Origin of the sequence: Paenibacillus sp. NPDC058898 (assembly GCF_049316025.1) — a bacterium.
Classification (GTDB): Bacteria; Bacillota; Bacilli; order Paenibacillales; family Paenibacillaceae; genus Paenibacillus_AQ.
The window spans coordinates 43,890-65,688 of the sequence record NZ_JBMOSM010000008.1 but is presented as its reverse complement, the minus strand read 5'-3'; the positions used below and the strand labels follow the sequence as shown (position 1 = coordinate 65,688).

Here is a 21,799-nt window from a genome sequence, read left to right as displayed (position 1 = left end):
TGTTGTGTGTGTGGCACCCTTGTACGACCTAAAAACGAACCAGATTGTTGATTCGTACAGGCATACCGGTTGCGATGGCACGGTTGGCTGCAATTCCTGTCAGTATGGACCTCGCTCCATCGATATGGTTGGCCGCACGGGCATACGGATCTTCCACGGGCTCTCCGAACAAATCATTCAGAAGAACCGGGTCGCCTCCGCCATGCCCGCCTTTTTTCTCTTCAACATGAACCTCATAAGGGGCATCGAACATTGGAAGCACCCGCAGCGTTTTTCCGATTAACGCGCCTTCCTGATTCTTGTCGCCCAGCGAATTCACGTAGGATTGTTCAACAATGTTCATCTCGATCCGGCCTTTGGTGCCGTTAATTGCGATGCGATAGCCTTCCCACGGCTGATAGGCCACCAGCGAATACGTTAAAATGGCTTTGTTCTGATATCGTACGAGAACGCCCATCGTATCCTCAATATTAATGCCGTCGCCGAAAACACTCTGGTCCCGCTGATAGCCATCTTCCGGCTCAGCATCCAGATACATGGCTTTGAGATGCGCATCGGAATCCAGATGGAGCGCGAAAGGATCCTCTTTCGCAACCTTGTTGCCGGTGGCACGATTGTAAAATTGCGTTACGCCCCGTGCTTCGGCATTCTCTCTACCATAGTACATGAGATCTCCAAATGCGAAAACGGTTTCAGGATGCGAGCCGATCCAGAAATTGACTAAGTCGAAGTGATGGGTGGATTTATGGACGAGCAGTCCGCCGCTGTTCCGCTTGTCCCGGTGCCAACGCCGGAAGTAATCCGCTCCGTGGCGGGTATTCAGCAGCCATTCGAAGTGAACCGAGGTCACCTGGCCGATGGTATCATTCATGATTAGCTCCCGTACCTTGGTATGATGGGGAGCGTAACGGTAGTTGAAAGTGACCCTGATATTTTGCCCAGTCCGCTTGGCGGCATCCAGGATGGCTTGGCATTTCTCCTCGTCGATCGTCATTGGCTTCTCGGTCACGACATCGCATCCAAGCTCCATCGCGCGGATAATGTACTTGTGATGGGTCCGGTCGATGCTCGTGACAATGACGAAGTCGGGCTTCTCGTTCTCGATCATCTGGTCGAATTGGTCCGCGGTGTATGTAGGCACCTCGGTGTATTTATATTTTTCCCGCAGCAGCTGATTCGCGTAATTCATGCGAGTCTGGTTGATATCACAAAAGGCAGCAAGCTCGGATCTGTCACGGAAATTCTGGGCCAGGGCGCCATAAAAAAATTCGGCTCGGCCGCCAGTTCCGACCAATACATAGCGTTTCTTGTCACTCATCTCTATCGCCTCCTTGAATATAGCTATAGCCTATAACAAGGAAGCATTTCTTTCGCCGCATTTTATGCGCAATCGCTTTCGAACACCGCTTATTTTGCTATAATCCAAGCAAAGGGGGCAGCGACATGACGAAGCCGTTTCGAGCGGATTACCACGATCCCAGCGGATATTTGGACATTGAATATGACCGCCGCATTGGATATTTCTCCATGACGGTTGACCATCTTCATGATCATTACGAGTTGTACTACCTGTTATCGGGTGAGCGCATATACTTCATTAAGGACCGTTCCTACCGGGTCAGAGCGGGGGATCTCGTTTTCGTGGACCGGAATGCCGTTCATAAGACGCTAGACAGCGGCCGGCCCGATCATGACCGGGTTGTCCTTTATATAAGTCCGGAGTTATTTGCGGAATTGACCGTATCACCCGACCTGGCCGAAGGACTGAAGGAGCCGTTCGGCTGGGATGTTCCGATTCTAAGGCTTCCTTCACCGGGATGTGAAGTCATGGAGCGAATGGTCGGTGAAATGGTGGAGGAGATGGTCCGTCCCCAGGCGGGAAGCAGCTGGCTGCTGCGGCACCGGACGGTTGAATTGCTGCTCTTCGCCTACCGTAACCGGCATCTGGGAACGGTTCGCTCCGCCGATACCGAGCCGGTTCTTCATCCGAAGACCCAGGCGGTCGTCCGGTATCTTAACGACAACTACCAGAAAGCCTTAACGCTGCCCGAGATAGCTGAGGCGTTCCGAATCAGTCCGCACTATCTCAGCCGGCTGTTCAAACAGACAACGGGGTTTACCTTTAGCGATTATCTTAATCTGCTTCGGGTCAAGGAAGCGCAGCGGCTGTTGCGGGAGAGTGATGATCCCATCACGGATATCGCCATGCGCTCGGGATTCAGCAACTTCTCCCACTTTGGTAAGATGTTCAAGCGGGCGGTTCAGATGTCGCCGAGGCAATATCGGCAGCAGTATCGAATGCGAAGTTAGAGGGATATGGCTATGTCTTCTTTCTGGCACACTAGAAAAAGCTGAATTGAAATAGATAGTCTCTATTTTACTAAAGCGAGGAGCTAGCCCTGATTTTGTGTATGACTCAGATTTTCTGCGCTTCCTGCCGAATGAGGCCGCGCAGCGTGCGTATTGCATCAATGAAGAAGATTATGCGTGTGCCGTCGCGCCTATTCGAGAGTCTGTTATTTTTGGGCCCCTTTCGGGTACGGGAGCATGACAACCAATCAACTCTATGCGAGAAGGGGTAATAGAGGCTATAGCCCTAGTCCCTAATAGAGGCACCACATTCATCGAATTGGATCAGCCTGTGACTGTGGTGCTTTTTGGTGTGCATATGGTATCTTGGAATTGAACGGAAAATGCCATGTTTAATAGATTCGTTGAGAGGATCGACAGTCAAAATGAAAACAAAAATACAAGAGTTGCCGCTGTCGCCGGGCGTATATCTCATGAGAGATTCGCGGGGAACGGTCATTTACGTTGGCAAATCCAAAAGTCTCAAGAAGAGAGTGCAGTCGTATTTTTACAACAATAAATCGCACTCCTCAAAAGTGAAGAAGCTGGTTCAGCACATCAAAGACCTGGAACATATCGTCACCGACACGGAGTTTGAGGCGTTCATGCTGGAATGCAGGCTCATTCAGGACTTAAAGCCGATGTATAACCGCAAGATGAAAAATCCGCTAGGCTATAGTTATATCGTATTGCGGCAAAAGCGAGATTGGCGATGGCTGGAAATTACAGATACTCTGGATGAAGGCGGTCACGAATCGCCTCGTTGTTTCGGCCCCTATACAGCCAGCAGACATAGTCTTGAACACGCAGTGCAAAAGGTTAAGGAATGCTGTAAAATCGCCTGCAATCATACACCTGCCGCTTCTTCGGCAAATACCCCCTGCTTGAATTATTCGATTGGCCTCTGTCTTGGCAAGTGTCTTGGCGGCGAAACCGCGCGGCAATTTGATGAAATCATGGATCGATTCATTGCTCTGCTTCAGGGGGACGACCGAAGTTTATATGATGAAATGGAGCGCAACATGCTCGACGCCGCAGAGCGTTTCGATTTTGAGCAGGCTGCAAAATACAGGGACGGCATGGAGGCGGTGAACTTTCTCTTAAGTAAACGGCATGTGATCGAGTTCGCTGAAGAGAATCACAGCATCGTTGTCTACGAGTATCTAGACGAAGATACGATCAAGTTATTTCTGATTAAGGGGAACGTTGTGCTGCACAGCGAGCGATGCTCTGTGGCTACCACAGTGGACATGGAATCGTTGAGGCAGAGGGTCAAAGCCTTGATTCTCAGCTATTTCACGAGGGATATGGAATGCGATGCTACCGAGGTTACCCGGGAAGATATCGATGCTGCACAAATCATCTACAGCTATTTGCAGAGCAGTGCCTGCAGCTATCTTGTTCTTCAGGATTCATGGATCGAAGAGGGTGGGGAGCCTGATATGGAGGCTGCACTGCGGGATTTTTTGAATAATTATGTTGTATCATCTTAATTTGATCATTGAACCGGGTTGAGGCAGCCCGGTTTTTTTGTTACCAAGAAATTTCCAATCTTATTTTGAGAAGACGTTATCCCGCTGGGCGGAGATTGTATCGTAGGAAATCTATCAGTTACAGAGAACTGTGGAATTGGTTTTTATCACATAAGCCTCTATCCAACACGGATAGAGGCTTTGGTTTACTTATTTATTTTCAAAAGAGAGTCCTGGGAACACAGTATAATTATCGACATCAAAGAGCTTGGCTCTCTTCATCGATTTAATTTTGCCTTGAGCATTTAGCCGTTATTGAAAAATCGGCCCATCGGCATCTCCCTCGTAAAGGTGATCCCTCCATACTTATATTTCACTTCAATCTGAATGATGGGCTCATCGTGATAAAGACGGATGCCATAATTAAGCGGAATGCGCGAACCTTGACCGAGCGCGGCTCTCTTCTCGTCTGGCACGAGCTCGGGCTTTAACGGCATCTCTCGAATATCGACGAATTCGATATCGGGATCTTCATCAAGGCCTTCGCCGCCCACAAGATGAAGGGAATAACTGACGCCCAGCTCGGCTTTGGCAGGCTTCCGTCCATCATTCACCCGCACGTCCAGCAGCTCCACATCGGCGAATCCTTCATTGATCACCTCGAAGATCATGGTATTTTCATCCGTAAAGGATGTAAATCCACCCACCTTGATGGGCGTGGGCCGTAGGAACAGCAGGTATAGAACGAAGGCCGAGAAGAGTAAACCTAGGCCTAAATAGCCGAGCCGGCGGAGAGGTTTGGATTTTGGTTTCATGGCAGAGCAATCTTCCTTCTCTATATTAAATGGACAGCTTCACAACCGATTTGCCTGCCTCAATATCAGCTTTCATCGCTAAGAGATAATTCCGGGTGCGCTCGTTCATCTCATTCCAGTTTACGAATTTGGAGAAGTAGACATAGGAGTAGATATTGCGGAAGTCGATGAAAAATGGAATTCGCTCGATCCAATCCTCACTCAGCGTATTCTCTTGAAGGTAGCCGGATAAGAACGAGTCGAAGAATCTGGCGACAAATTCGGCTTTTCCGCTTTCAGGCACGGTCTGAACCGCATGATAGATGGCTATGGCGATATCGTAGGCAAACCAATGACAGGAGACATCCCCGAAGTCGAAAAAAATAATCTCCCCGTTATGTACGTGAAAATTGTTATGGTGGAGGTCATTGTGGACGATGCCGTAGCCTTCCTGATCCTGCGGAAGGGACTCCAATTCCTTAAGATACTGCTTCCACTGCGTATGGACTCTTTCACCTGCAGCCTCCGGGAACGCATTGGCAAATATTACATGATCATTCCACTGGGGAAAGGCCATATGGTGAACGAGCGAAGCTGCGGTGGAGTCCTTTTTCCCGAGTTTATGCATACGGCCCATCCCGCGCCCCCACTGCTTGATCATGGCGAAATCCGATGCCAAATCCGTTAATGGGCTGCCTGGAGCCTTTGTAAAAGCAATGACATAATATCGCTTCGACTCATGAGTTATCTCTTCAATAAGAAGATCCTGAGCGGATCGAACCGACTCCACTATGTTCAGCCCATGCTCGGCAAGATAGGCCATCCACGTGAGCTCGCGAATGATCGAGGCTTTGCGGTATTTGGATGCGTCCAAGAATTTAATAATGAAGGGGCGTCCGTCTTCACCGTTGTATTCAAATACATTCTGATCGAATCCCCCAAGTAACTTCAGTGAATAAGAACCTTGTCCGAATCGCTCGGCACCTTGATCCAAAACAGCCTGTTCCATGGAAAGTCCCCTTTATCGTATTCTCGATATGCCCGTCTGACTGACATACCGGATAAGTTACAGGTATTCACTACCAACTACAAGTCTACCGAAGATGGTGATCGGTTGCAAAAAGGGGTGGACACATGAAAAAAGGGCGCTCCCTAAGGAGCGGCCCTTTTAATCTATGATCTGCCTTCAAACGTCTGCGCCAGTATACGGAAATTCAGTTCCGCCGTGCTGGACAGCACGACATCCGCGTGAGGGAAATGCGCGGCATTGCCGATTGCCACGGCGAACATGCCGGCGCCCTTGATGGCATCAACGCCGGATGCGGCATCCTCCACCCCGATGCAGTCAGCAGGCTCTACGCCAAGCTGCGCGGCAGCGGTGAGGAAGATCTCCGGGTCCGGCTTGTTGTTCTTCAGCTTGGTCACGTCGACGATGACGTCGAACTGGTCCATGACGCCAAGCCGGGTCAATACGGCAATGGCGTTCTTGCTGGCGGACGCGATGCCGGTCTTCAGGCCGCTAGATCGGATGTCTGCCACAAACTCCGTAATGCCGTGCAGCAGGTCGGCTGGCGTAATCGTTTCGATCAGCTCGACATACAGCTTATTTTTGCGGTCGGCCAGCTGTACCAGCTCTTCATCCGAATAGCTTACAGGCTTCTCCGCTTGGCTTAACAGCAGTTTTAAGGAGTCCATGCGGGATACCCCTTTGAGATTCTCGTTGAACTCTCGCGTGAAGGGAATGCCCAGCTCGGTTGCCGTGGCTTTCCATGCCTGATAGTGATACTCCGCCGTATCGGTAATGACGCCGTCCAAGTCAAAGATGACAGCTTTCAACTTACGTGTTTCGTTCATGTTTTTACAGCTCCTTTTTGAGAAATCAGAAAGTATAAAATCGATGCATGGGACCTCCCTGATAACGCAAGAAAAATGACGGCTTACCGCAGTCTGTCTTCATGGAATATATATATCGATAGATCGTTTTCTTCGTAAACCGGGAGTGATGCCATACGTATAGGTAGGGCATCACCCCACGGCCTAAACCTAATTACTTGCTCTGAAGCGCATGTTTCACAGATTTCCCTTCTTCAAGCGTTACGGCTTTGTCGTACAGCTTGATCTCGATGGAATCCCCTTCAACAATCTCCAGGGTCACGCCGTCCTTCTCGATGGATACGCCGATGAGGCGGCCGCGGAAGTTCAGGCGGAAGGCATACTTCTCCCAGTCCTGCGGAATGGCCGGGGAGAGGGAAAGTCCGCTTTCCTTCAGGCGCATGCCGGCAAAGCCGTAGACGATGGACATCCAGGTACCGCCCATGTTAGCCATGTGCAGGCCGTCCTTCGTGTTGCCGTGCGTATTGTCCAGGTCCAGGCGTGCCGTCTCGATGAAATACTCATACGCCTTGTCCATGCTGCCGATCTTCGAAGCCATGATGCTGAAGATGCAGGAGGACAGGGACGAATCATGCGTCGTGATGCCTTCATAGTAGTCATACGAACGCTGGATCGTTTCCAAGCTTTGCTCGTCTTCCAGCAGGAAGTGAGCAAGCACTGTATCCGCCTGTTTACACACTTGGTAGCGGTAAATGGTCAGCGGATGGTAGTTCAGCAGCAGCGGATATTTGTCCTCCGGCGTGTTGTCGAAGTCCCATACCGCCTTGCGGAGGAACGTATCATCCTGCGGGTTAATGCCGAGTGCCTCGTCGTACGGCAGCAGCATAGCGTCCGCCGCTTTGGCCCATGCCATGATCTCGTCTTCCGTGACGCCAAGCCGGTCACAGAGGGACTTGAAGCCTTGAGCATCGTAGGATTTCAGAATGGTGCAGCTTTGAGCAGCCCATTTCAGGTTATGCTTCGCCATAACGTTGGTGTAATAGTTGTTATTCACGCAGCAGGTATATTCATCCGGCCCCGTCACCTCATCAATATGAAAGGCGCCGTTATAATAGTGGCCGATGTCGGCCCACAAGCGAGCGGTTTCGATCAACACCTCGGCCCCATAGGACATGAGGAAATCCCGATCCTGTTCGGCGAGATAATACTGAATATAACTGTAGGCGATGTCTGCGCTGATATGGTATTGCGCCGTTCCCGATGGGAAGAAGGAGGAGCACTCGGTTCCCGAAATCGTACGCCACGGGAACAGAGCGCCTTGCCGGTGACCCATTTCCCGAGCTCTGTCTCTCGCTTGCTCCAGCGTGGAATAACGATACAGCAGCAGTTGGCGTGCAATGTCCGGCTGCGTCATCAGGAATACCGGGAACATGTAAATTTCCGTGTCCCAGAAATAATGGCCTTCATAACCTTCACCGCTCAGGCCTTTGGCGGAGATGTTGCTGTGCTTGTCCCGACCGGCGGATTGCAGCAGCTGGAACAGGTTGAAGCGGATGCCTTCCTGCAGCTGGTCATCGTTCTGAATCAGCACATCGGCCGACTTCCAGTAGGCATTTAGATACTCGGTCTGCTCAGCCAGCAAGTCCTCAAACGAGGTATCCTTCAACTCCTCCTGCAGCTGGATTCCACGTTCGATCATGTCCTGCCCGTGACGAAGACTGTCGGTATACAGATTGTATTTCGTAAAGTGGATCGGTCCGGTCAATGGAATAGTAGCCGTGAATGTAACCTCTCCGGTTCCGGCTTCGAGCTGAACGTCGGCGTCGGCATCGGCATCCAACTGGTGACGGGTCACACAAGCTGCGCGCAGCTTGGAGGCCATCGTCTCATCAACAACATAGGCGTCGCTGCCCTTCACACCGGCATCGATGACGGTCATCCGTTCCGCATGCCCTGCGCCGACCCGGGGATCATTGGCATTGGTGTAGTTCTTCACTTTGCCGTTCACGGTGGAGACGATGCGAACCTGACCGTTGAAATTAACCGGTTCGATCCGTACATGGATGGCAAACAATTCCCGGTGCGTGAAGGACACCAGACGGCGGAAGGCCAGCTTGATCTCATTGCCTTCAGGCGATTTCCACTGTACGATTCGCTCCGAATACCCCTTGTCCATATGCAAGTGGCGCTCATGTGAAGTGATCGTGCCGTGATCAAGGCGGAAAGGTTCTTTTTCTTCACCTAAATAGATCAGGACCGTTTGGGCATCAATATTGTTAACGAGTTTTTGCTGTGTATCGGGAAAGGCGAAGAGCTTCTCGCCATAAGGGATGTCAATCACGTCGTGGAAAGCGTTCAGATAGGTGCCGCGAATGGTGGACAAACTCTCTCCGTAGCCTTCTTCGAAGTTGCCACGCACACCCAAGTAACCGTTTCCGAGTGCAAAAATACTTTCCATATTCAGCAACGCTTGCTGTGACAAATCAGGATTTGATATATTCCAGGTCATGGTCTACACTTCCTTCCTAGCATGGTTATGCTTGAATTCTAGAGCTAATCGGGGTTATGTTATACTAAAATATCAAGGTTTTTATCAATATTTTTAGGTGGTGTGGAAATAATGAAAGAGCCTTCACGCTCGGGAAACCGTCCGTTTTATCTGTCTTCCCGTATGCATTATTTGCGCGAGAATTTTATCCATCCCCCATTTGATTATGAGCACGAGCTGCTGGAAGCGATCCGCTTCGGCGATGAGAATAGAGCCATGGATATGCTTCGTAAGATTAACGAGCTGGAAGCGGCTGTGCTGGCGACGTATCCGCTTCGGTCGAAGAAGAATGCCTTGATTGCTTCCTGTACCTTATTTACCCGCGCAATCATCCGGGGCGGCGTGGATCCTGAGATTGCTTTTCACTTAAGCGATACGCTGATCCTTGAGATCGAGAAAATGACCGATGTGGAGCGGCTGGTTCATTTTGAGTATGAAATGCTGGTGCAGTTTGTTTCGATGATTCGCTCCGAGAAAGAGGATGTGTCCTTCTCTCACATTGTGAACCTGGCGATCTATTACATTAGGGAGCATATTTTTGAGGAACTGACCTTGCAGAGGGTTGCGGAATATTTGAAAGTCCACCCAAGCTATCTATCCGATCGCTTTAAGCGGGAGACGGGCGTATCCATTACAACCTTTATTAATCGGCGGAAGATTGAGGAGTCCAAACATTTGCTGGCTAATACGAACCAGTCAATATCCGAAATCGCGTTTACGTTCAAGTTTTGCAGCCAGAGTTATTATACGCAATTGTTCAAGAATTTTACGGGGATGACGCCGAGAAAATTCCGGATAAGCGGGACGGCGCGATAAAGGATGATCCCAACGAGAAGAGAGAGACACGGCTCATGAAGAAACTAAAGCAGAAGATGCTTCACTTAAGTCTGGAGAAGAAACTGATCGCGGCGTTCTCCGCCTTTATCATCGTCCCCCTCCTGCTGATCGGCGGCATCGTATCCTGGGTATACGTGGAGAATAACCGGAGTACGATGATTGATGCCGCCGTGGAGAACAACAAACAAATTATTAAAAATATCGACACCTCCCTGCAGCCGCTGCTGCGACTGTCGATGTTTCCGATTCAGGACTCCACGGTGTATGCCATTATGCGCAAGGATTACGGCAAGGTGACGTATCCATTGCTTGAACGGGGGCAGGATTTCGATAAAGTGAACGGCTTGATCCAGAGCGGGATCATGCTGTATTCGGATTTGATTGACTCCGTTGTCATCTATCACGAGAACAGTCAGTCGATTATTGGCCGAAGCAACAGGGAATATATGAACTTCGCTTATTTCAAGGAGCAGTTTACCCGTGAGCCTTTTGTCCAGAAGATCAGAGGAGCCCATGGTCGCCTTGTCCCTGTAGGGATTCGTCAGGAGCGGCTGCTGTCAGCCAAAGGAATTCCGGTCGTGTCGGTTGGCCGGGCCATCATGGATCCGTACACGAAGGAGGATCTTGGGTTTATCCTCTTTAACATTTCGGTGGATAAACTCAAGACGCTGTGGAGCGATACGGCATTTTCCGAGAATACGAATTTCTATCTGATCGATGAAGCCGATCATATCGTGCATAGCGTCCACCCCGAGGAAATCGGGCTGTCGGCATCCGAAGTATTGGGGAATGATTTTCAATATAACGCAGACGGCGAAGTGAACACGAAGATCAATCGGGATACCTACATGATTTCTTCTTCCTCTTCTTTGGCTAATTGGAAGGCGGTTACGGTCATTCCGAAGAAGGATTTGTTCTCGATTGTCTATCTTATGGTTGCCATCTTAATCGCCGCGTTGATTCTGCTGCTCGTGCTGTCCATCCTGATCTCGGCACGCATTGCGACCACGATCATGAAACCGCTGGCGGTGCTGAACAGCAAAATGAAGCTTGTCTCCCAAGGTCAGCTTGACGTAAGCTTTGATACGAGACAGCACGGCGAAATCGGTGTGATCAGCCATACCGTAGACCAGATGCTGCAGGAAATTCGCGATTTAATCGAGCGGATCTATGTGGAGGAAGAGGAGAAGCGGAATCTGGAGATGAATGCGCTGCAGTCGCAGATTCGTCCGCATTTTATATATAACACGCTGAACGTCATCAAGTGGATGGCCAAGATTCAGGGAGCAACCGGCATTGAAGAAGCGCTTCAGGCTTTCTCTTCAGTCATCAAGTTTACGGTGAAGAAGGAAGGCGACTACGTGACCATTGCGGAGGAAGTCCAATTCATGGAGAACTATACGAAAATTCTTGATTTCCGCTATTTTAATAAATTTGATGTCTCGTATGAGGTCGATCCTGCCGTAATGAATCATAGGACCCTGAAGTTTCTGCTTCAGCCCCTTGTGGAGAACGCGGTGTTCCATGGCTTTGAAGGTATCGATTACAAGGGCAGCCTTGTGATATCGATTTATGAGGAACGAGACGCGCTCATCATGGAAGTAAGTGATAATGGACGCGGTTTTCCGGAGGGTGGACAAGCGAAGGTGGAGCAGGGGGGGCCGCAAGATACCTTTAACTCGATTGGACTTAACAATATACGGAACCGGATATCCCTTCATTTTGGGCCGGAATACGGCCTGTGGATCAAGAGGGGAGAGCATGGCGGAACCGTGGCATGGCTTCGGGTTCCGATCATCACAGAAGAAACAGGGTGATAAGCAAGTGCGAATACTTATAGTAGATGACGAGCCGCTCGTTCGGATTGGAATCAAATCGGCGATTGATTGGGAGGCCCAGGGTGTGGCTATTGTGGGTGAGGCTGGCGACGGCGAAGAGGCCCTGCGCATGATAATGGAAATCGCACCTGACGTGGTGCTGCTCGATATCAAAATGCCGAAGATGGACGGAATCGAAGTACTCCGGGCGATTAAGGAGCGGCAGCTTCCTGTGCAGACCATTGTGCTGAGCAGCTTCGATGATATTACATATGTGAAGGAAGCTTTGAAGCTGGGGGCGTTCGATTATTTTCACAAACCCGATATGAATGAACGTGAGCTGACCGCGATGCTGAAGAGCGTCAGGGAACAGTTTGGAAGCCGTGGGACTCCGGCTCAGGCGGAGTCGGGTGCAGCGGGCAACCGGAAGGAAAAGATGCTATTTGACGCTCTCCATGGCCATGTTCATGACCTGCACGAAACGGGACTTAAAGAGGGCAACATATACGTCGTTCTTTTCAAAATCAAGAATTATCATACGGTCATCCAAAGGTATACCAAAGAAACCGAATCCATCCTGCCGAATACGGTGCAGAACGTGGTTAGTGAGATTCTGTCTACGGAGAAGGAAGTTGAATATCTTCAGCTGGATGAGCAGTGCAGCGTCGTATTCATCAGCAACAGCGAGCTGAAAAGCCTGCTGGCTTCGTTGACGCGTGTCAATAAAATGGTGCAGATGATCAGTTCCGCGCTCAAGCGCTTTGTGAACATCGACATCGTGCTGGGTATCAGCGACTGGTTTGCTGATTTCGATGGCATTCAGAAGGGCTACGAGCAAGCAGGAACCGCGTTAGCGCATCAATTTTATAACCCGGATACGTCGATATTCTATTATCAGCATCTGAAACAGAAGAGCGAGAGTGTCTATAAACAGGCAGATGCCTATTTAAGCCAGATGAAGTCTGCGCTCAGGGAAGAAGCGAACGATCGATTTATGGAGCTGCTGTCCAAGTGGGAGACGTTTCTGGAGCAAGAAGAATGCATGGAAGAGAAGGATGTCCGCAAGGTTTACGAAGGTCTGCTGTTTATGATCGGGGAGAGCACGGGGACGCCCGGCGGGACCGTTCAAGAGGATGTAACGGCTTTTGAAGAGATCCATCATTTCCAGCAGCTGTCGGCTGCGTACCGGGCCAAATTCGAGGAGCGGTTTAAGAACCGCAACCATCTGGAGATGAAGGGATACAGCCAGCTCACGCGCAATATTATGGAGTATACAGAAGAGCACTACCCGGAGAGCCTCTCGTTAAAATTGTTCGGGGACCTATTTCATGTCAGCCCGAATTATGTCAGTCGTCTGTTTAAACAAGAGGTCGGTCAAGGCCTGTTCGATTATATTAATGAGCTCCGGATCGAAAAGGCGAAGATACTCCTTAAAGACTACCGCTACAAAATTTATGATGTTGCTGAGATGGTGGGATTCAATAATCAGGCCCATTTTGCGATTGTATTTCAAAAATACACAGGCTTTTCTCCTAAACAGTATAGGAAAGAAGAAGTGTGATATTTGAAAAGAAAGTGTGATTTTTCATAAAAACGTTCTTGCCGTGCAACCTATTTATAAAAAAATAGTCAATTTTAAAAAATTAATCATCATTTGATTAATTTTTTTTATTGCTTCGGCTCTTTATCATTAAGGTGCAAGGTAAAACGAAAAGAATTGTAGGGGGTAGCATCATGGGTAAAGTGAACAAGAAGTTTTCTGCCATGCTAATGTTGTGCCTGGCTCTTGTTGTTGGTTTAACCGCTTGCGGCGGCAATAAAAGCGCTGACAATACAGATAATGGATCTGGAGACGCTGCGGAAAAAGTGACGGTGAATTTCGGATTCTGGGGTACGGCACAGGATTTGGAGATTTATCAGAAAGCAGCGGATACCATCTCCGAGCAATATCCGGAGCTTGAACTAAAAATCAAACAATATCCAAGCAGTGAGCAATTCTGGAACACGCTTCCGGGTGAAATCGCTGCCGGCGTTGCACCTGATTTCATTAAGATGTCCAACGAAGGTGCTTACGAGTACATCAACAAAGGATTGTTCTCCCCGATCGATGACCTGGTTCAAACCACAGGCGTGGACATGAACCGTTTCCCGGATACATCGAAGAAAATCTGGAACGTGGATGGAAAACAATACGGTGTGCCTAACAGTGATATGCCGGCGATGTTCTTCATCAACGAGCAAATGTGGAAAGATGCTGGCCTCGGCGAGTACCCAACCACTTGGGATGAAGTGATCGAAGCAGCGAAAGTGCTGAACAAAGGCAATGTGAAAGGCATTATCGTGAATCTGGATGCCTTCCATATCACGAACTACGTGAAGAGCTTTGGCGGCGGCTGGGGTAACGGCGAGACTATCAACTCGCCAGAGAACGTCAAAGCGCTGGAAATGATCATCGATATGTATGACCAAGGACTGGCTGTAACTCCTAAATCACTCGGCTTTGGCTGGGACGGCGAAGTATTCAGCAACGAGCAGGGCGCTATGAGTACAGGCGGTTACTGGTACAAAGGTTACCTGAAGGATGCAAATCCGGACCTGAAGATGGTAGCGATCCCGGTACCAAAAGGAACAACCAACGGCAGCACCATGAGCTCTGACGCTTACATGGTACTGAAAGACGCGAAGAACAAAGAAGCTGCGCTCAAAGCTGCTTATTACATGACCAACGACGATACGCAAACCGCGTTCATGGAGCTTGGGTTTAATCCGGCGGTAGCCTCATTGTCCGAGCAGTATTTCGAGAAAAACCCTGAATTCAAGGCGCTGCAGCCTGCGCTGGAGTACAGCACAGACTATGGTTATCCGACAGATACCAAGCGTTTCACGGATGAACTCGTTAAAGAATTGGAAGGATTGATTCTTGGCGGCTCCGGTAAAACGGCACAGCAAATTCTCGACGATATTCAAGGCCAATTCAAATAAGAAAAAGGCAACACCCGCTCCCGCTCCTTGTTCTCAGGGAGCGGGAGCCTTTGTTAAATGATCCATTCAATTTAAGCCATGGAAGCGGGGGATAACTTATGTCCGATTACAGCAGTAAGCACGCTGATTTGAAAGGAAACAAGATTAGGCAATCCTGGTTCCGTTCGTTGGCAGACTCCGACAAGACGCTGGGCTGGTTGTTTTCACTGCCCTTTTTGATATTGTGGGCGTGGTGGTTTCTATATCCATTTATCCAGTCTTTCGTAAGAAGTTTTCAGGATGCGAACTTCGCTGCCTTGGACCAGGCGAAATTCATCGGCCTCGAAAACTATGTCACCATTCTTCAAGATAAAGAATTCTTCCGGGCGCTGCTCCATTCCCTGGAAATTGTTGTCATCTCGATTCCGATTCAGACCCTGCTGGGTCTGCTCCTGGCGATCCTGGTTAACCAGAAGCTGAAGGGCAAGGGGATATTCCGGACGGTATTCTTCATTCCATACATTACCTCGCAAATCGCGATCACAACCGTGTTCATGATGCTGTTTAAGCAGGGCACCTTCCTGACGGAATTTTTCGGAGCTTTAGGCTTCGGGAATGTAACATGGTTTGCTGATACCAACTATGCGCTCTTATTCGTATGTATTCTGTTTATCTTCCAGCAAGCGGGCTTCACCATGATTGTGTATTTGTCAGGTCTACAGGAAATTCCGAAGGATCTGTATGAAGCGAGCGAGATTGACGGAGCGTCCAAGTGGAACAAATTCCGCTACATTACGGTGCCGTTCCTGAAGCCGATCACGTTCTTCATCGTATCGGTATCAACGATTGCCGGTTTCCAGATCTACGATCAGATTGCAGCGATTTCCCGTTATGGCGCACTCGGTTCGCCAGCGGGGGCTACCAGTACGGTGGTTACGTATTTCTACCAGCACGGGATCCGTTACATGAACATTGGATACGGAAGCGCGGCGGTGGTGCTGTTCTTCATGATCATCATGCTGATTACGTATCTGCAAAAAAAATTCTTGGATGAGAAGGAGTGAGGGTAATGTTGACCCGTACGAATAACGGTCGGCTGTTTCTGTATATCGGCACGATCATCCTTGGGCTCTTATTTGCCCTTCCTTTTCTCTATACCCTCTATACGTCTATCATCCCGATGCGCCATGTCAATACGCTGACGTCGCCGGCCAACTGGACGCTCGAGAACTTTAAAATCTTCTTCACGAATGATGCGTACAACGTGCCGAGATGGTTTTTGAACACCGTGATCATGACCGGCGTTGTTGTGATCGGGAACCTGATCATTAACCCGATGGCCGGCTTTGCGCTGGCCAAGCTGAATTTTAAGGGGAAAGGGCTGATTTACTGGATTGTCGTGGCTACCATGATGGTGCCGTACCATATGATCCTGATCCCGGTGTACGTGAATGTGGCGCAGCTTGGATGGTTGAACACATTCTGGGGACTAACGGTGCCATTCCTGTATCAGGGCTTGTACATCTTCATGCTCCGTCAGTTCTTCATCTCGGTTCCAAATGAGTTTTTGGAGGCTGCGCGGATGGATGGCCTGACGAAGATGGGTGCTTTCTGGCGGATCGTGTACCCGCTGGCCCGTTCATCACTGATTACGATGTCGATTCTTGCTTTTGCCGGAACCTGGAACAGTTACCTTGTTCCGAGTACGCTTGCGAATACACCGGAAATGTATGTGCTGGTTGTGGGTCTGAACAGCGTGAAGGATATGTTCTTTGAGAATACGCCGATGATTATGGCGGGGGTTGTACTGTCCACGCTGCCGATCATCCTGTTCTTCTTCCTTTTCCAGCGCCAATATATCGAGGGGATTTCGAACGCCGGCGTCAAAGGTTGATATAAAGCCTTGGGAGGGATTAGATATGGATAACGTGGAGCAGCGTGCAAAGGCTCTTCTCGCGCAGATGACTTTGACCGAGAAGGTTGGTCAGACGGTGCAGTACGGCCGGTGCGAGGAGCAGGAGTTGAAGCTGGTTGCCGAAGGCAAGATCGGATCGCTGCTGAATGTGCATGGTCCGAAAAAGATCAACGAACTTCAGCGGCTGGCCGTGGAGGAAACGCGGCTGGGGATTCCCCTTCTCATCGGGGATGATGTCATTCACGGTTTTCGTACCATCTTTCCGATTCCGCTCGGCGAAGCCGCCAGCTGGGATCCCGAAGGGATGGAGAAGAACGCCCGCATTGCGGCAATTGAGGCGGCTGCGGAAGGCATCCGCTGGACCTTTGCCCCGATGGTCGATATTACGCGTGACCCCCGGTGGGGTCGCATCGCGGAGAGTACGGGGGAGGACGTCTATCTGTCCTCCCTGGCCGCTGCCGCGAAGGTCAGAGGATTTCAAAGTCCGAATGAGGACGGCTACCCGACGGTGGCGGCATGCGTGAAGCATTTTGCCGGTTACGGCTGGATCGAAGGCGGCCGGGACTATGACACGACGGACATGTCGGAGCGGACGCTCCGGGAAACCGTACTTCCCCCGTTCTATCACGGGATTCAGGCCGGGGCTCTGTCCGTGATGAGTGCCTTCAGCGAACTGAACGGCGTTCCGGCTTCCGGCAGTCGGTATCTGCTGCGGGATATATTAAAGCAGGAATGGGGCTTTGACGGCATGGTCGTCAGCGATTGGGAGTCGATTGAAGAGCTGATCCACCATGGCTATGCTGAAGACCGGAAGGATTCCGCGTTGAAGGGATTGAACGCCGGCGTCGACATGGACATGCACGCCGGAGTCTATCTTGATCATCTGGAAACGCTGGTCCAGGAAAACCCTGAGCTGCTTAAGCTATTGGACGATGCGGTTCTCCGCATATTACAGGTAAAAATTCGCCTTGGATTGTTCGAGAATCCGTATGTGAGCGAAGATGCTGAAGGCGCCGGAGATCCGCTGAAAGGGCAGGCCATTCCAGCGGATCATCTGGCTCAGGCCAGGGACAGCGCCCGGAGATCGATCGTGCTGCTGCAGAATAACGGCGGGATTTTGCCGTTGGATACCAGTAAGCACAAGAGACTGGCGTTAATTGGGCCGCTGGCGGATGACCGCCACAATTCGATGGGCTGCTGGGCTTGGAAAGGCCGCGATGAGGACGTCGTCACGGTATGGGATGCTTTTCAATCGGAAATCGCACCTAAAGCCGAGGTATTCTATGAGCAGGGCAGCGGCATTCTGGAGGAACTGGATGGGGGAGTGGAACGGGCTGTGGAACTCGCCAGACAGTGTGATGCCGCCGTGGTCGTTGTGGGTGAATCCGAAGCGATGACGGGCGAGCATTACAACGTAACGTCCATCACGCTTCCATCCTGCCAGGAGCGCCTGATTCAGGAGTTGAAGCGTCAGACCGACACGCCGATCGTCGTCGTCCTGATGAACGGACGTCCGCTTGCCACTCCATGGCTGCATGAACATGCGGATGCTGTGGTTGAAGCGTGGCATTTGGGAACCACCACGGGTCATGCGCTTGTGGACGTGCTCACCGGCGCTTACAATCCGAGTGGTCGCCTGCCGGTTACCGTTCCGCGTGCGACGGGCCAAATTCCGATGTATTACAACCGGAAGAATACCGGACGTCCTCATTTGTACGAAGATTATATCGATTGCGATGATTCTCCGCTGTATCCGTTCGGGTATGGCCTCAGTTATACAACGTTCGAATATACGGATTTGCAGCTGGATCGGCATCAAATCGGCCGGGACGAGACCGTACACGTATCCGTGAGCATAACGAATACCGGATCCAGAGCCGGCGAGGAAACCGCGCAGCTGTATATCCGCGACTTGGTGGCAAGCTCTACCCGGCCGGTCAAAGAGTTGAAGGGATTCCGCAAGGTACAGCTGCAGCCTGGCGAGAACAGGACGGTGCATTTTACGCTGGGGCGTGAAGAACTGGGGCTCTTGGATGAGAGGCTTGCGTTTACGGTCGAGCCCGGGAAGTTCCATGTCTGGGTCGGCCCGCATTCGGAAGAAGGATTGCAGGCTGAGCTTGTGGTTGTTGAATAAACCGGAATCAAAGGGGGATTTATGTATGGACTACCGCGTAATTAAAGAAGGAGACGTATTTTTTCTGACCGGGCTTAATGGAGATATCGTCCTCGGGGATGATCAAGGCCATGGGTTATATACGAAGGATACGCGTTTCCTGAGCCGCATGGAGCTGTTCATCGACGGCGAGAAGCCTTCGCTCTTGTCCTCTACGGGCGACAAGAGTTATGTGGCATCCTCCCGCCTAATGAAGGATACAAAGGATGTAGGGGCGATTGAAGTGCTTCGGGAGCGTTTTATCTATAATGGCATCCTGTACGAGCGCTGCACCTTGACCAATTATTTTGTGACGGATTCGAATATCGAGTTCACGGTTTCCTTTGATGCCGATTTTCAGGATATGTTCCTGGTGCGTAAATATCGTACCGGGGAAGTTGGCAAGATGGAGGGTATACGGACAGGCGATCAAGATATGACGCTGGCCTATGTCGGCGCCGACAACCTGAGAAGGCAGACACGCATTACTTGGGATGCGGATGGCGGCCAAGCGGATGAATCCGGGAATGTTTCGTTCCCTTTGTCCCTGAAAGCCAAAGAGCAGAAGGTGATTACGTTCTTTGTTTCGCCGATGACGGAGCAGCATTCCGCAGCGGAGCCGTTGACCTACGAAGAGGGGCTGAAGAAGCTCGAAGCCTCCTATGAAGCTTGGTACGCGAACAGCTCGCAGGTCCAGTCGGACTTCGCGCTGTTCAGCGGCTTGTACCAGAGAGGACTGCAGGATCTGCGCATGCTGACGACCGATGTAGGGTTCGGCGATACAACGGTCGCGGGGCTGCCGTGGTTCGCGGTTCCATTCGGCAGAGACAGCTTGATCACGGCCCTGTTCATGCTTCCGGTGAATCCGCTCCATGCCAAGGGGACCCTGAGAACGCTCGCAGCTTATCAAGGTGAGAAGACCGATCCTTGGCGGGATGAGCAGCCGGGCAAAATCATGCACGAGATTCGCTATGGTGAGCTGGTCACGACGAACCAATCCCCGTTCTCGCCGTACTACGGCACCATCGACTCCACGCCGCTGTTTCTGGCGCTGATCGGCGAATATTACCGCTGGACGGGCGATCTTTCCTTGGCGGAGGAGCTTAAGCCAAACATGCTGCGGGCATTGGATTACATCGATGCCGCGCTTGAAGCGGGCTCCGGCTTCATGGCCTACAAACAGGAAGCGGAGAAAGGCTTTCCGAACCAGGGCTGGAAGGATTCCGCCAACTCGATCATTCATGAGAACGGGGAGTACGCGGAATCTCCGATCGCGCTGTCGGAGGTTCAGGGTTACGTGTATCAAGCGAAGAAATCGCTGGCACCCGTCTTCGCAGAGCTGGGCGAGCCGGATCTGGCCCGTAAGCTGGAGACGGAAGCCGAGGAGCTTCGCGCCCGTTTCGAAGCGGCCTTCTGGATGGAGGATCAGCGGTGTTATGCCATCGCTTTGGATAAGGACCTGCGTCAGGTCCGAAGCGTCACCTCGAACCCGGGGCATCTGCTCATGAGCGGACTGCCGGAAGAGAGCCGGGCGAAAGCCCAGTCCGAGCGGATGCTCCGAAACGATATGTTTAACGGATACGGTATCCGTACGATGAGCACAGACTCCACCGGATATTATCCGGCGAGCTATCACAATGGCAGCGTATGGCCGCATGACAATGCCATGATCCTGCTGGGTCTCGGCAAGCAAGGATTCAAAGCTGAGGCAGGCAAGGTGATCACCGGCCTGCTGCAGGCTTCCGCACATTTTGAATACCAGCGTCTGCCGGAGCTGTTCTGCGGACATGATGCGAAGCTGGGCCATCCGGTTCCGTACCCGACAACCTGCTCGCCGCAGGCATGGGCGGCCGGAACCTCGATTGTCTTCCTACAGGCAATGCTCGGATTGTATCCGAATGCGGTGACCAAGGAAATCGCATTGTCCCCGTTCCTTCCGGAAGGGATGAATGAACTGAAGGCCGAACGGATTGCGATCGGAAGCGGCCATCTGTCCGTCAGCGTTGTGCGTGAAGCTGACGGCAGCACGTTCCGCGTGGAAGTGCTTGAGAATACAACCGGATTTAATCTCGTTGGCTGATCGGTCATAAGATATATAGCGGAACAACCTGCCTCTTAGCATTTAAGGGGCAGGTTGTTTTTTTGTTGAAATCTTAGGAACATATGTTCTATAATAATGAAGCGAGTTCGAACAACATATTAGTGTATACATATTGGATTGGAGAGAACATATGAATTCCTATTGTACATATGCATTACATCAGATTGAGGTCGCAATCGTTTCCATTGTTGCGATTATCGACAAGCTCGATGAAGCGGATTTGCTCGTTAAGCCGACAGAGGGTAAATATTCTGTCGGGGAACTGCTTAAGCATATCGCCGTCATCTGCCGAGCCGATTTCCACATATCCGGAGGAGCCACGCAAGAGGAGATGAGCACCTATTATGCAGGTGTATCGTTAAATAACCTGAAGGATTTACAGGCTGAATTATTAAGCAGCTATTCTTATCTGGAGCAGGCGTTTCGAGAGATGACAGAAGAAGAGCTCCATCAGGAGATGACGTCCTACTGGGGTGTCACCTATTCGAGGTATGAATGGCTGCTCGAAATCGTGGCGCATGTGTATCACCACAGAGGACAGCTGCATGCGATGCTGGTTCATTGTAACGGGAAGGACCCGAAGGTACCGTTATTCGAGTAGCAATTGCGTGGAGGATTATCAGCCCTGGCCGGACAAGGATTTATTCTTGGTCGGCTTTTTTTCAGCATTTGAAAGCTCCTTCCTTTCCTCGCATAGAAATTCACATAAAAAACATACAATCACGCATCGTCAATCCTTCTGGGAATCCTTTATAGTAATGACACAGCATGGAATGTGCTTGTCACCCACCGTTAAGCCCCCGCAGATTTACTCACGGCAATATCGTGTTACTTATCTTACAGCAGCGCGTGAACCCAACATACCCACTCATTATATTTTCCGGATGATTTACTACAAACAATGCCAGTACTCAAGATTTTACCTTTGTTAGGGCTAACCAACAAGGTTATTCGCGTTTGCGGCGTGACGTGGAGTACTGCGGCAACGGTTGACCGACACAGGGCACACAGGAGTTCAAG

General features: G+C 50.7%; 16 protein-coding genes. 11 read left to right on the top strand and 5 right to left on the bottom strand.

All coding sequences use genetic code 11. The annotated features are described in order from the left end of the window. Positions 1-28: 28 nt before the first annotated feature. Positions 29-1,318, bottom strand: a complete 1,290-nt coding sequence (locus tag ACOZB4_RS21375) for a Gfo/Idh/MocA family oxidoreductase (protein WP_379414743.1) — start codon at positions 1,316-1,318, stop codon at positions 29-31. A 125-nt stretch (positions 1,319-1,443) separates the two neighbouring features. On the opposite strand from ACOZB4_RS21375, the gene ACOZB4_RS21370 reads away from it, so the two are divergent. Continuing rightward, positions 1,444-2,310, top strand: coding sequence for an AraC family transcriptional regulator (locus tag ACOZB4_RS21370; RefSeq protein ID WP_379414741.1), 867 nt, complete (start codon positions 1,444-1,446; stop codon positions 2,308-2,310). A 425-nt stretch (positions 2,311-2,735) separates the two neighbouring features. Then, on the top strand, positions 2,736-3,842 hold the full coding sequence (locus ACOZB4_RS21365; RefSeq protein ID WP_379414739.1) for a GIY-YIG nuclease family protein: 1,107 nt from the start codon (positions 2,736-2,738) through the stop codon (positions 3,840-3,842). 284 nt (positions 3,843-4,126) lie between these two features. On the opposite strand, the gene ACOZB4_RS21360 is transcribed toward ACOZB4_RS21365, so the two are convergent. The 4 genes from ACOZB4_RS21360 to ACOZB4_RS21345 form a co-directional block, all read right to left on the bottom strand. Then, positions 4,127-4,636: a hypothetical protein gene (locus tag ACOZB4_RS21360; protein ID WP_379414736.1), complete on the bottom strand. Its 510-nt coding sequence runs from the start codon at positions 4,634-4,636 to the stop codon at positions 4,127-4,129. A gap of 25 nt (positions 4,637-4,661) precedes the next feature. Beyond that, the gene (locus ACOZB4_RS21355) at positions 4,662-5,624 is read right to left on the bottom strand and encodes a phosphotransferase enzyme family protein (RefSeq protein ID WP_379414734.1); all 963 of its coding nucleotides are present in this window, start codon (positions 5,622-5,624) and stop codon (positions 4,662-4,664) included. A 164-nt stretch (positions 5,625-5,788) separates the two neighbouring features. Then, complete coding sequence (gene pgmB, locus ACOZB4_RS21350) at positions 5,789-6,469, bottom strand: beta-phosphoglucomutase (RefSeq protein WP_379414732.1); 681 nt, start codon at positions 6,467-6,469, stop codon at positions 5,789-5,791. A gap of 193 nt (positions 6,470-6,662) precedes the next feature. After that, a complete protein-coding gene (locus tag ACOZB4_RS21345; RefSeq protein ID WP_379414729.1) occupies positions 6,663-8,957 on the bottom strand; it encodes a glycoside hydrolase family 65 protein in 2,295 nt (764 codons plus the stop codon). A 111-nt stretch (positions 8,958-9,068) separates the two neighbouring features. Here ACOZB4_RS21345 and ACOZB4_RS21340 point away from each other — a divergent pair, with 111 nt between their 5' ends. The 9 genes from ACOZB4_RS21340 to ACOZB4_RS21300 all read left to right on the top strand — a co-directional run bounded on the left by ACOZB4_RS21340 (position 9,069) and on the right by ACOZB4_RS21300 (position 21,380). Next, the gene (locus ACOZB4_RS21340) at positions 9,069-9,812 is read left to right on the top strand and encodes a helix-turn-helix domain-containing protein (protein ID WP_076322399.1); all 744 of its coding nucleotides are present in this window, start codon (positions 9,069-9,071) and stop codon (positions 9,810-9,812) included. Positions 9,813-9,847: 35 nt separating this feature from the next. Beyond that, on the top strand, positions 9,848-11,650 hold the full coding sequence (locus tag ACOZB4_RS21335; RefSeq protein WP_339269828.1) for a sensor histidine kinase: 1,803 nt from the start codon (positions 9,848-9,850) through the stop codon (positions 11,648-11,650). Between the two features lie 7 nt (positions 11,651-11,657). Beyond that, a complete protein-coding gene (locus ACOZB4_RS21330) occupies positions 11,658-13,211 on the top strand; it encodes a response regulator transcription factor (protein ID WP_379414785.1) in 1,554 nt (517 codons plus the stop codon). 173 nt (positions 13,212-13,384) lie between these two features. Continuing rightward, the gene (locus ACOZB4_RS21325) at positions 13,385-14,632 is read left to right on the top strand and encodes an ABC transporter substrate-binding protein (protein WP_379414725.1); all 1,248 of its coding nucleotides are present in this window, start codon (positions 13,385-13,387) and stop codon (positions 14,630-14,632) included. A gap of 98 nt (positions 14,633-14,730) precedes the next feature. After that, positions 14,731-15,675, top strand: coding sequence for a carbohydrate ABC transporter permease (locus tag ACOZB4_RS21320; protein ID WP_379414722.1), 945 nt, complete (start codon positions 14,731-14,733; stop codon positions 15,673-15,675). Between the two features lie 5 nt (positions 15,676-15,680). After that, a complete protein-coding gene (locus ACOZB4_RS21315; RefSeq protein ID WP_076322395.1) occupies positions 15,681-16,505 on the top strand; it encodes a carbohydrate ABC transporter permease in 825 nt (274 codons plus the stop codon). Positions 16,506-16,530: 25 nt separating this feature from the next. After that, positions 16,531-18,660 (top strand): glycoside hydrolase family 3 N-terminal domain-containing protein, encoded by a 2,130-nt coding sequence (locus tag ACOZB4_RS21310; RefSeq protein WP_379414719.1) that lies wholly within the window; start codon positions 16,531-16,533, stop codon positions 18,658-18,660. A gap of 25 nt (positions 18,661-18,685) precedes the next feature. After that, complete coding sequence (locus ACOZB4_RS21305; protein WP_379414716.1) at positions 18,686-20,758, top strand: glycogen debranching N-terminal domain-containing protein; 2,073 nt, start codon at positions 18,686-18,688, stop codon at positions 20,756-20,758. A 151-nt stretch (positions 20,759-20,909) separates the two neighbouring features. After that, positions 20,910-21,380, top strand: a complete 471-nt coding sequence (locus ACOZB4_RS21300; RefSeq protein ID WP_339269838.1) for a DinB family protein — start codon at positions 20,910-20,912, stop codon at positions 21,378-21,380. Positions 21,381-21,799 lie beyond the last annotated feature (419 nt).

Coding starts and splice junctions, on each gene's coding strand:
- ACOZB4_RS21375 (WP_379414743.1), bottom strand. CDS start 1,318: ATGAGTGACAAGAAACGCTATGTATTGGTCGGAACTGGCGGCCGAGCC.
- ACOZB4_RS21370 (WP_379414741.1), top strand. CDS start 1,444: ATGACGAAGCCGTTTCGAGCGGATTACCACGATCCCAGCGGATATTTG.
- ACOZB4_RS21365 (WP_379414739.1), top strand. CDS start 2,736: ATGAAAACAAAAATACAAGAGTTGCCGCTGTCGCCGGGCGTATATCTC.
- ACOZB4_RS21360 (WP_379414736.1), bottom strand. CDS start 4,636: ATGAAACCAAAATCCAAACCTCTCCGCCGGCTCGGCTATTTAGGCCTA.
- ACOZB4_RS21355 (WP_379414734.1), bottom strand. CDS start 5,624: ATGGAACAGGCTGTTTTGGATCAAGGTGCCGAGCGATTCGGACAAGGT.
- pgmB (WP_379414732.1), bottom strand. CDS start 6,469: ATGAACGAAACACGTAAGTTGAAAGCTGTCATCTTTGACTTGGACGGC.
- ACOZB4_RS21345 (WP_379414729.1), bottom strand. CDS start 8,957: ATGACCTGGAATATATCAAATCCTGATTTGTCACAGCAAGCGTTGCTG.
- ACOZB4_RS21340 (WP_076322399.1), top strand. CDS start 9,069: ATGAAAGAGCCTTCACGCTCGGGAAACCGTCCGTTTTATCTGTCTTCC.
- ACOZB4_RS21335 (WP_339269828.1), top strand. CDS start 9,848: ATGAAGAAACTAAAGCAGAAGATGCTTCACTTAAGTCTGGAGAAGAAA.
- ACOZB4_RS21325 (WP_379414725.1), top strand. CDS start 13,385: ATGGGTAAAGTGAACAAGAAGTTTTCTGCCATGCTAATGTTGTGCCTG.
- ACOZB4_RS21320 (WP_379414722.1), top strand. CDS start 14,731: ATGTCCGATTACAGCAGTAAGCACGCTGATTTGAAAGGAAACAAGATT.
- ACOZB4_RS21315 (WP_076322395.1), top strand. CDS start 15,681: ATGTTGACCCGTACGAATAACGGTCGGCTGTTTCTGTATATCGGCACG.
- ACOZB4_RS21310 (WP_379414719.1), top strand. CDS start 16,531: ATGGATAACGTGGAGCAGCGTGCAAAGGCTCTTCTCGCGCAGATGACT.
- ACOZB4_RS21305 (WP_379414716.1), top strand. CDS start 18,686: ATGGACTACCGCGTAATTAAAGAAGGAGACGTATTTTTTCTGACCGGG.
- ACOZB4_RS21300 (WP_339269838.1), top strand. CDS start 20,910: ATGAATTCCTATTGTACATATGCATTACATCAGATTGAGGTCGCAATC.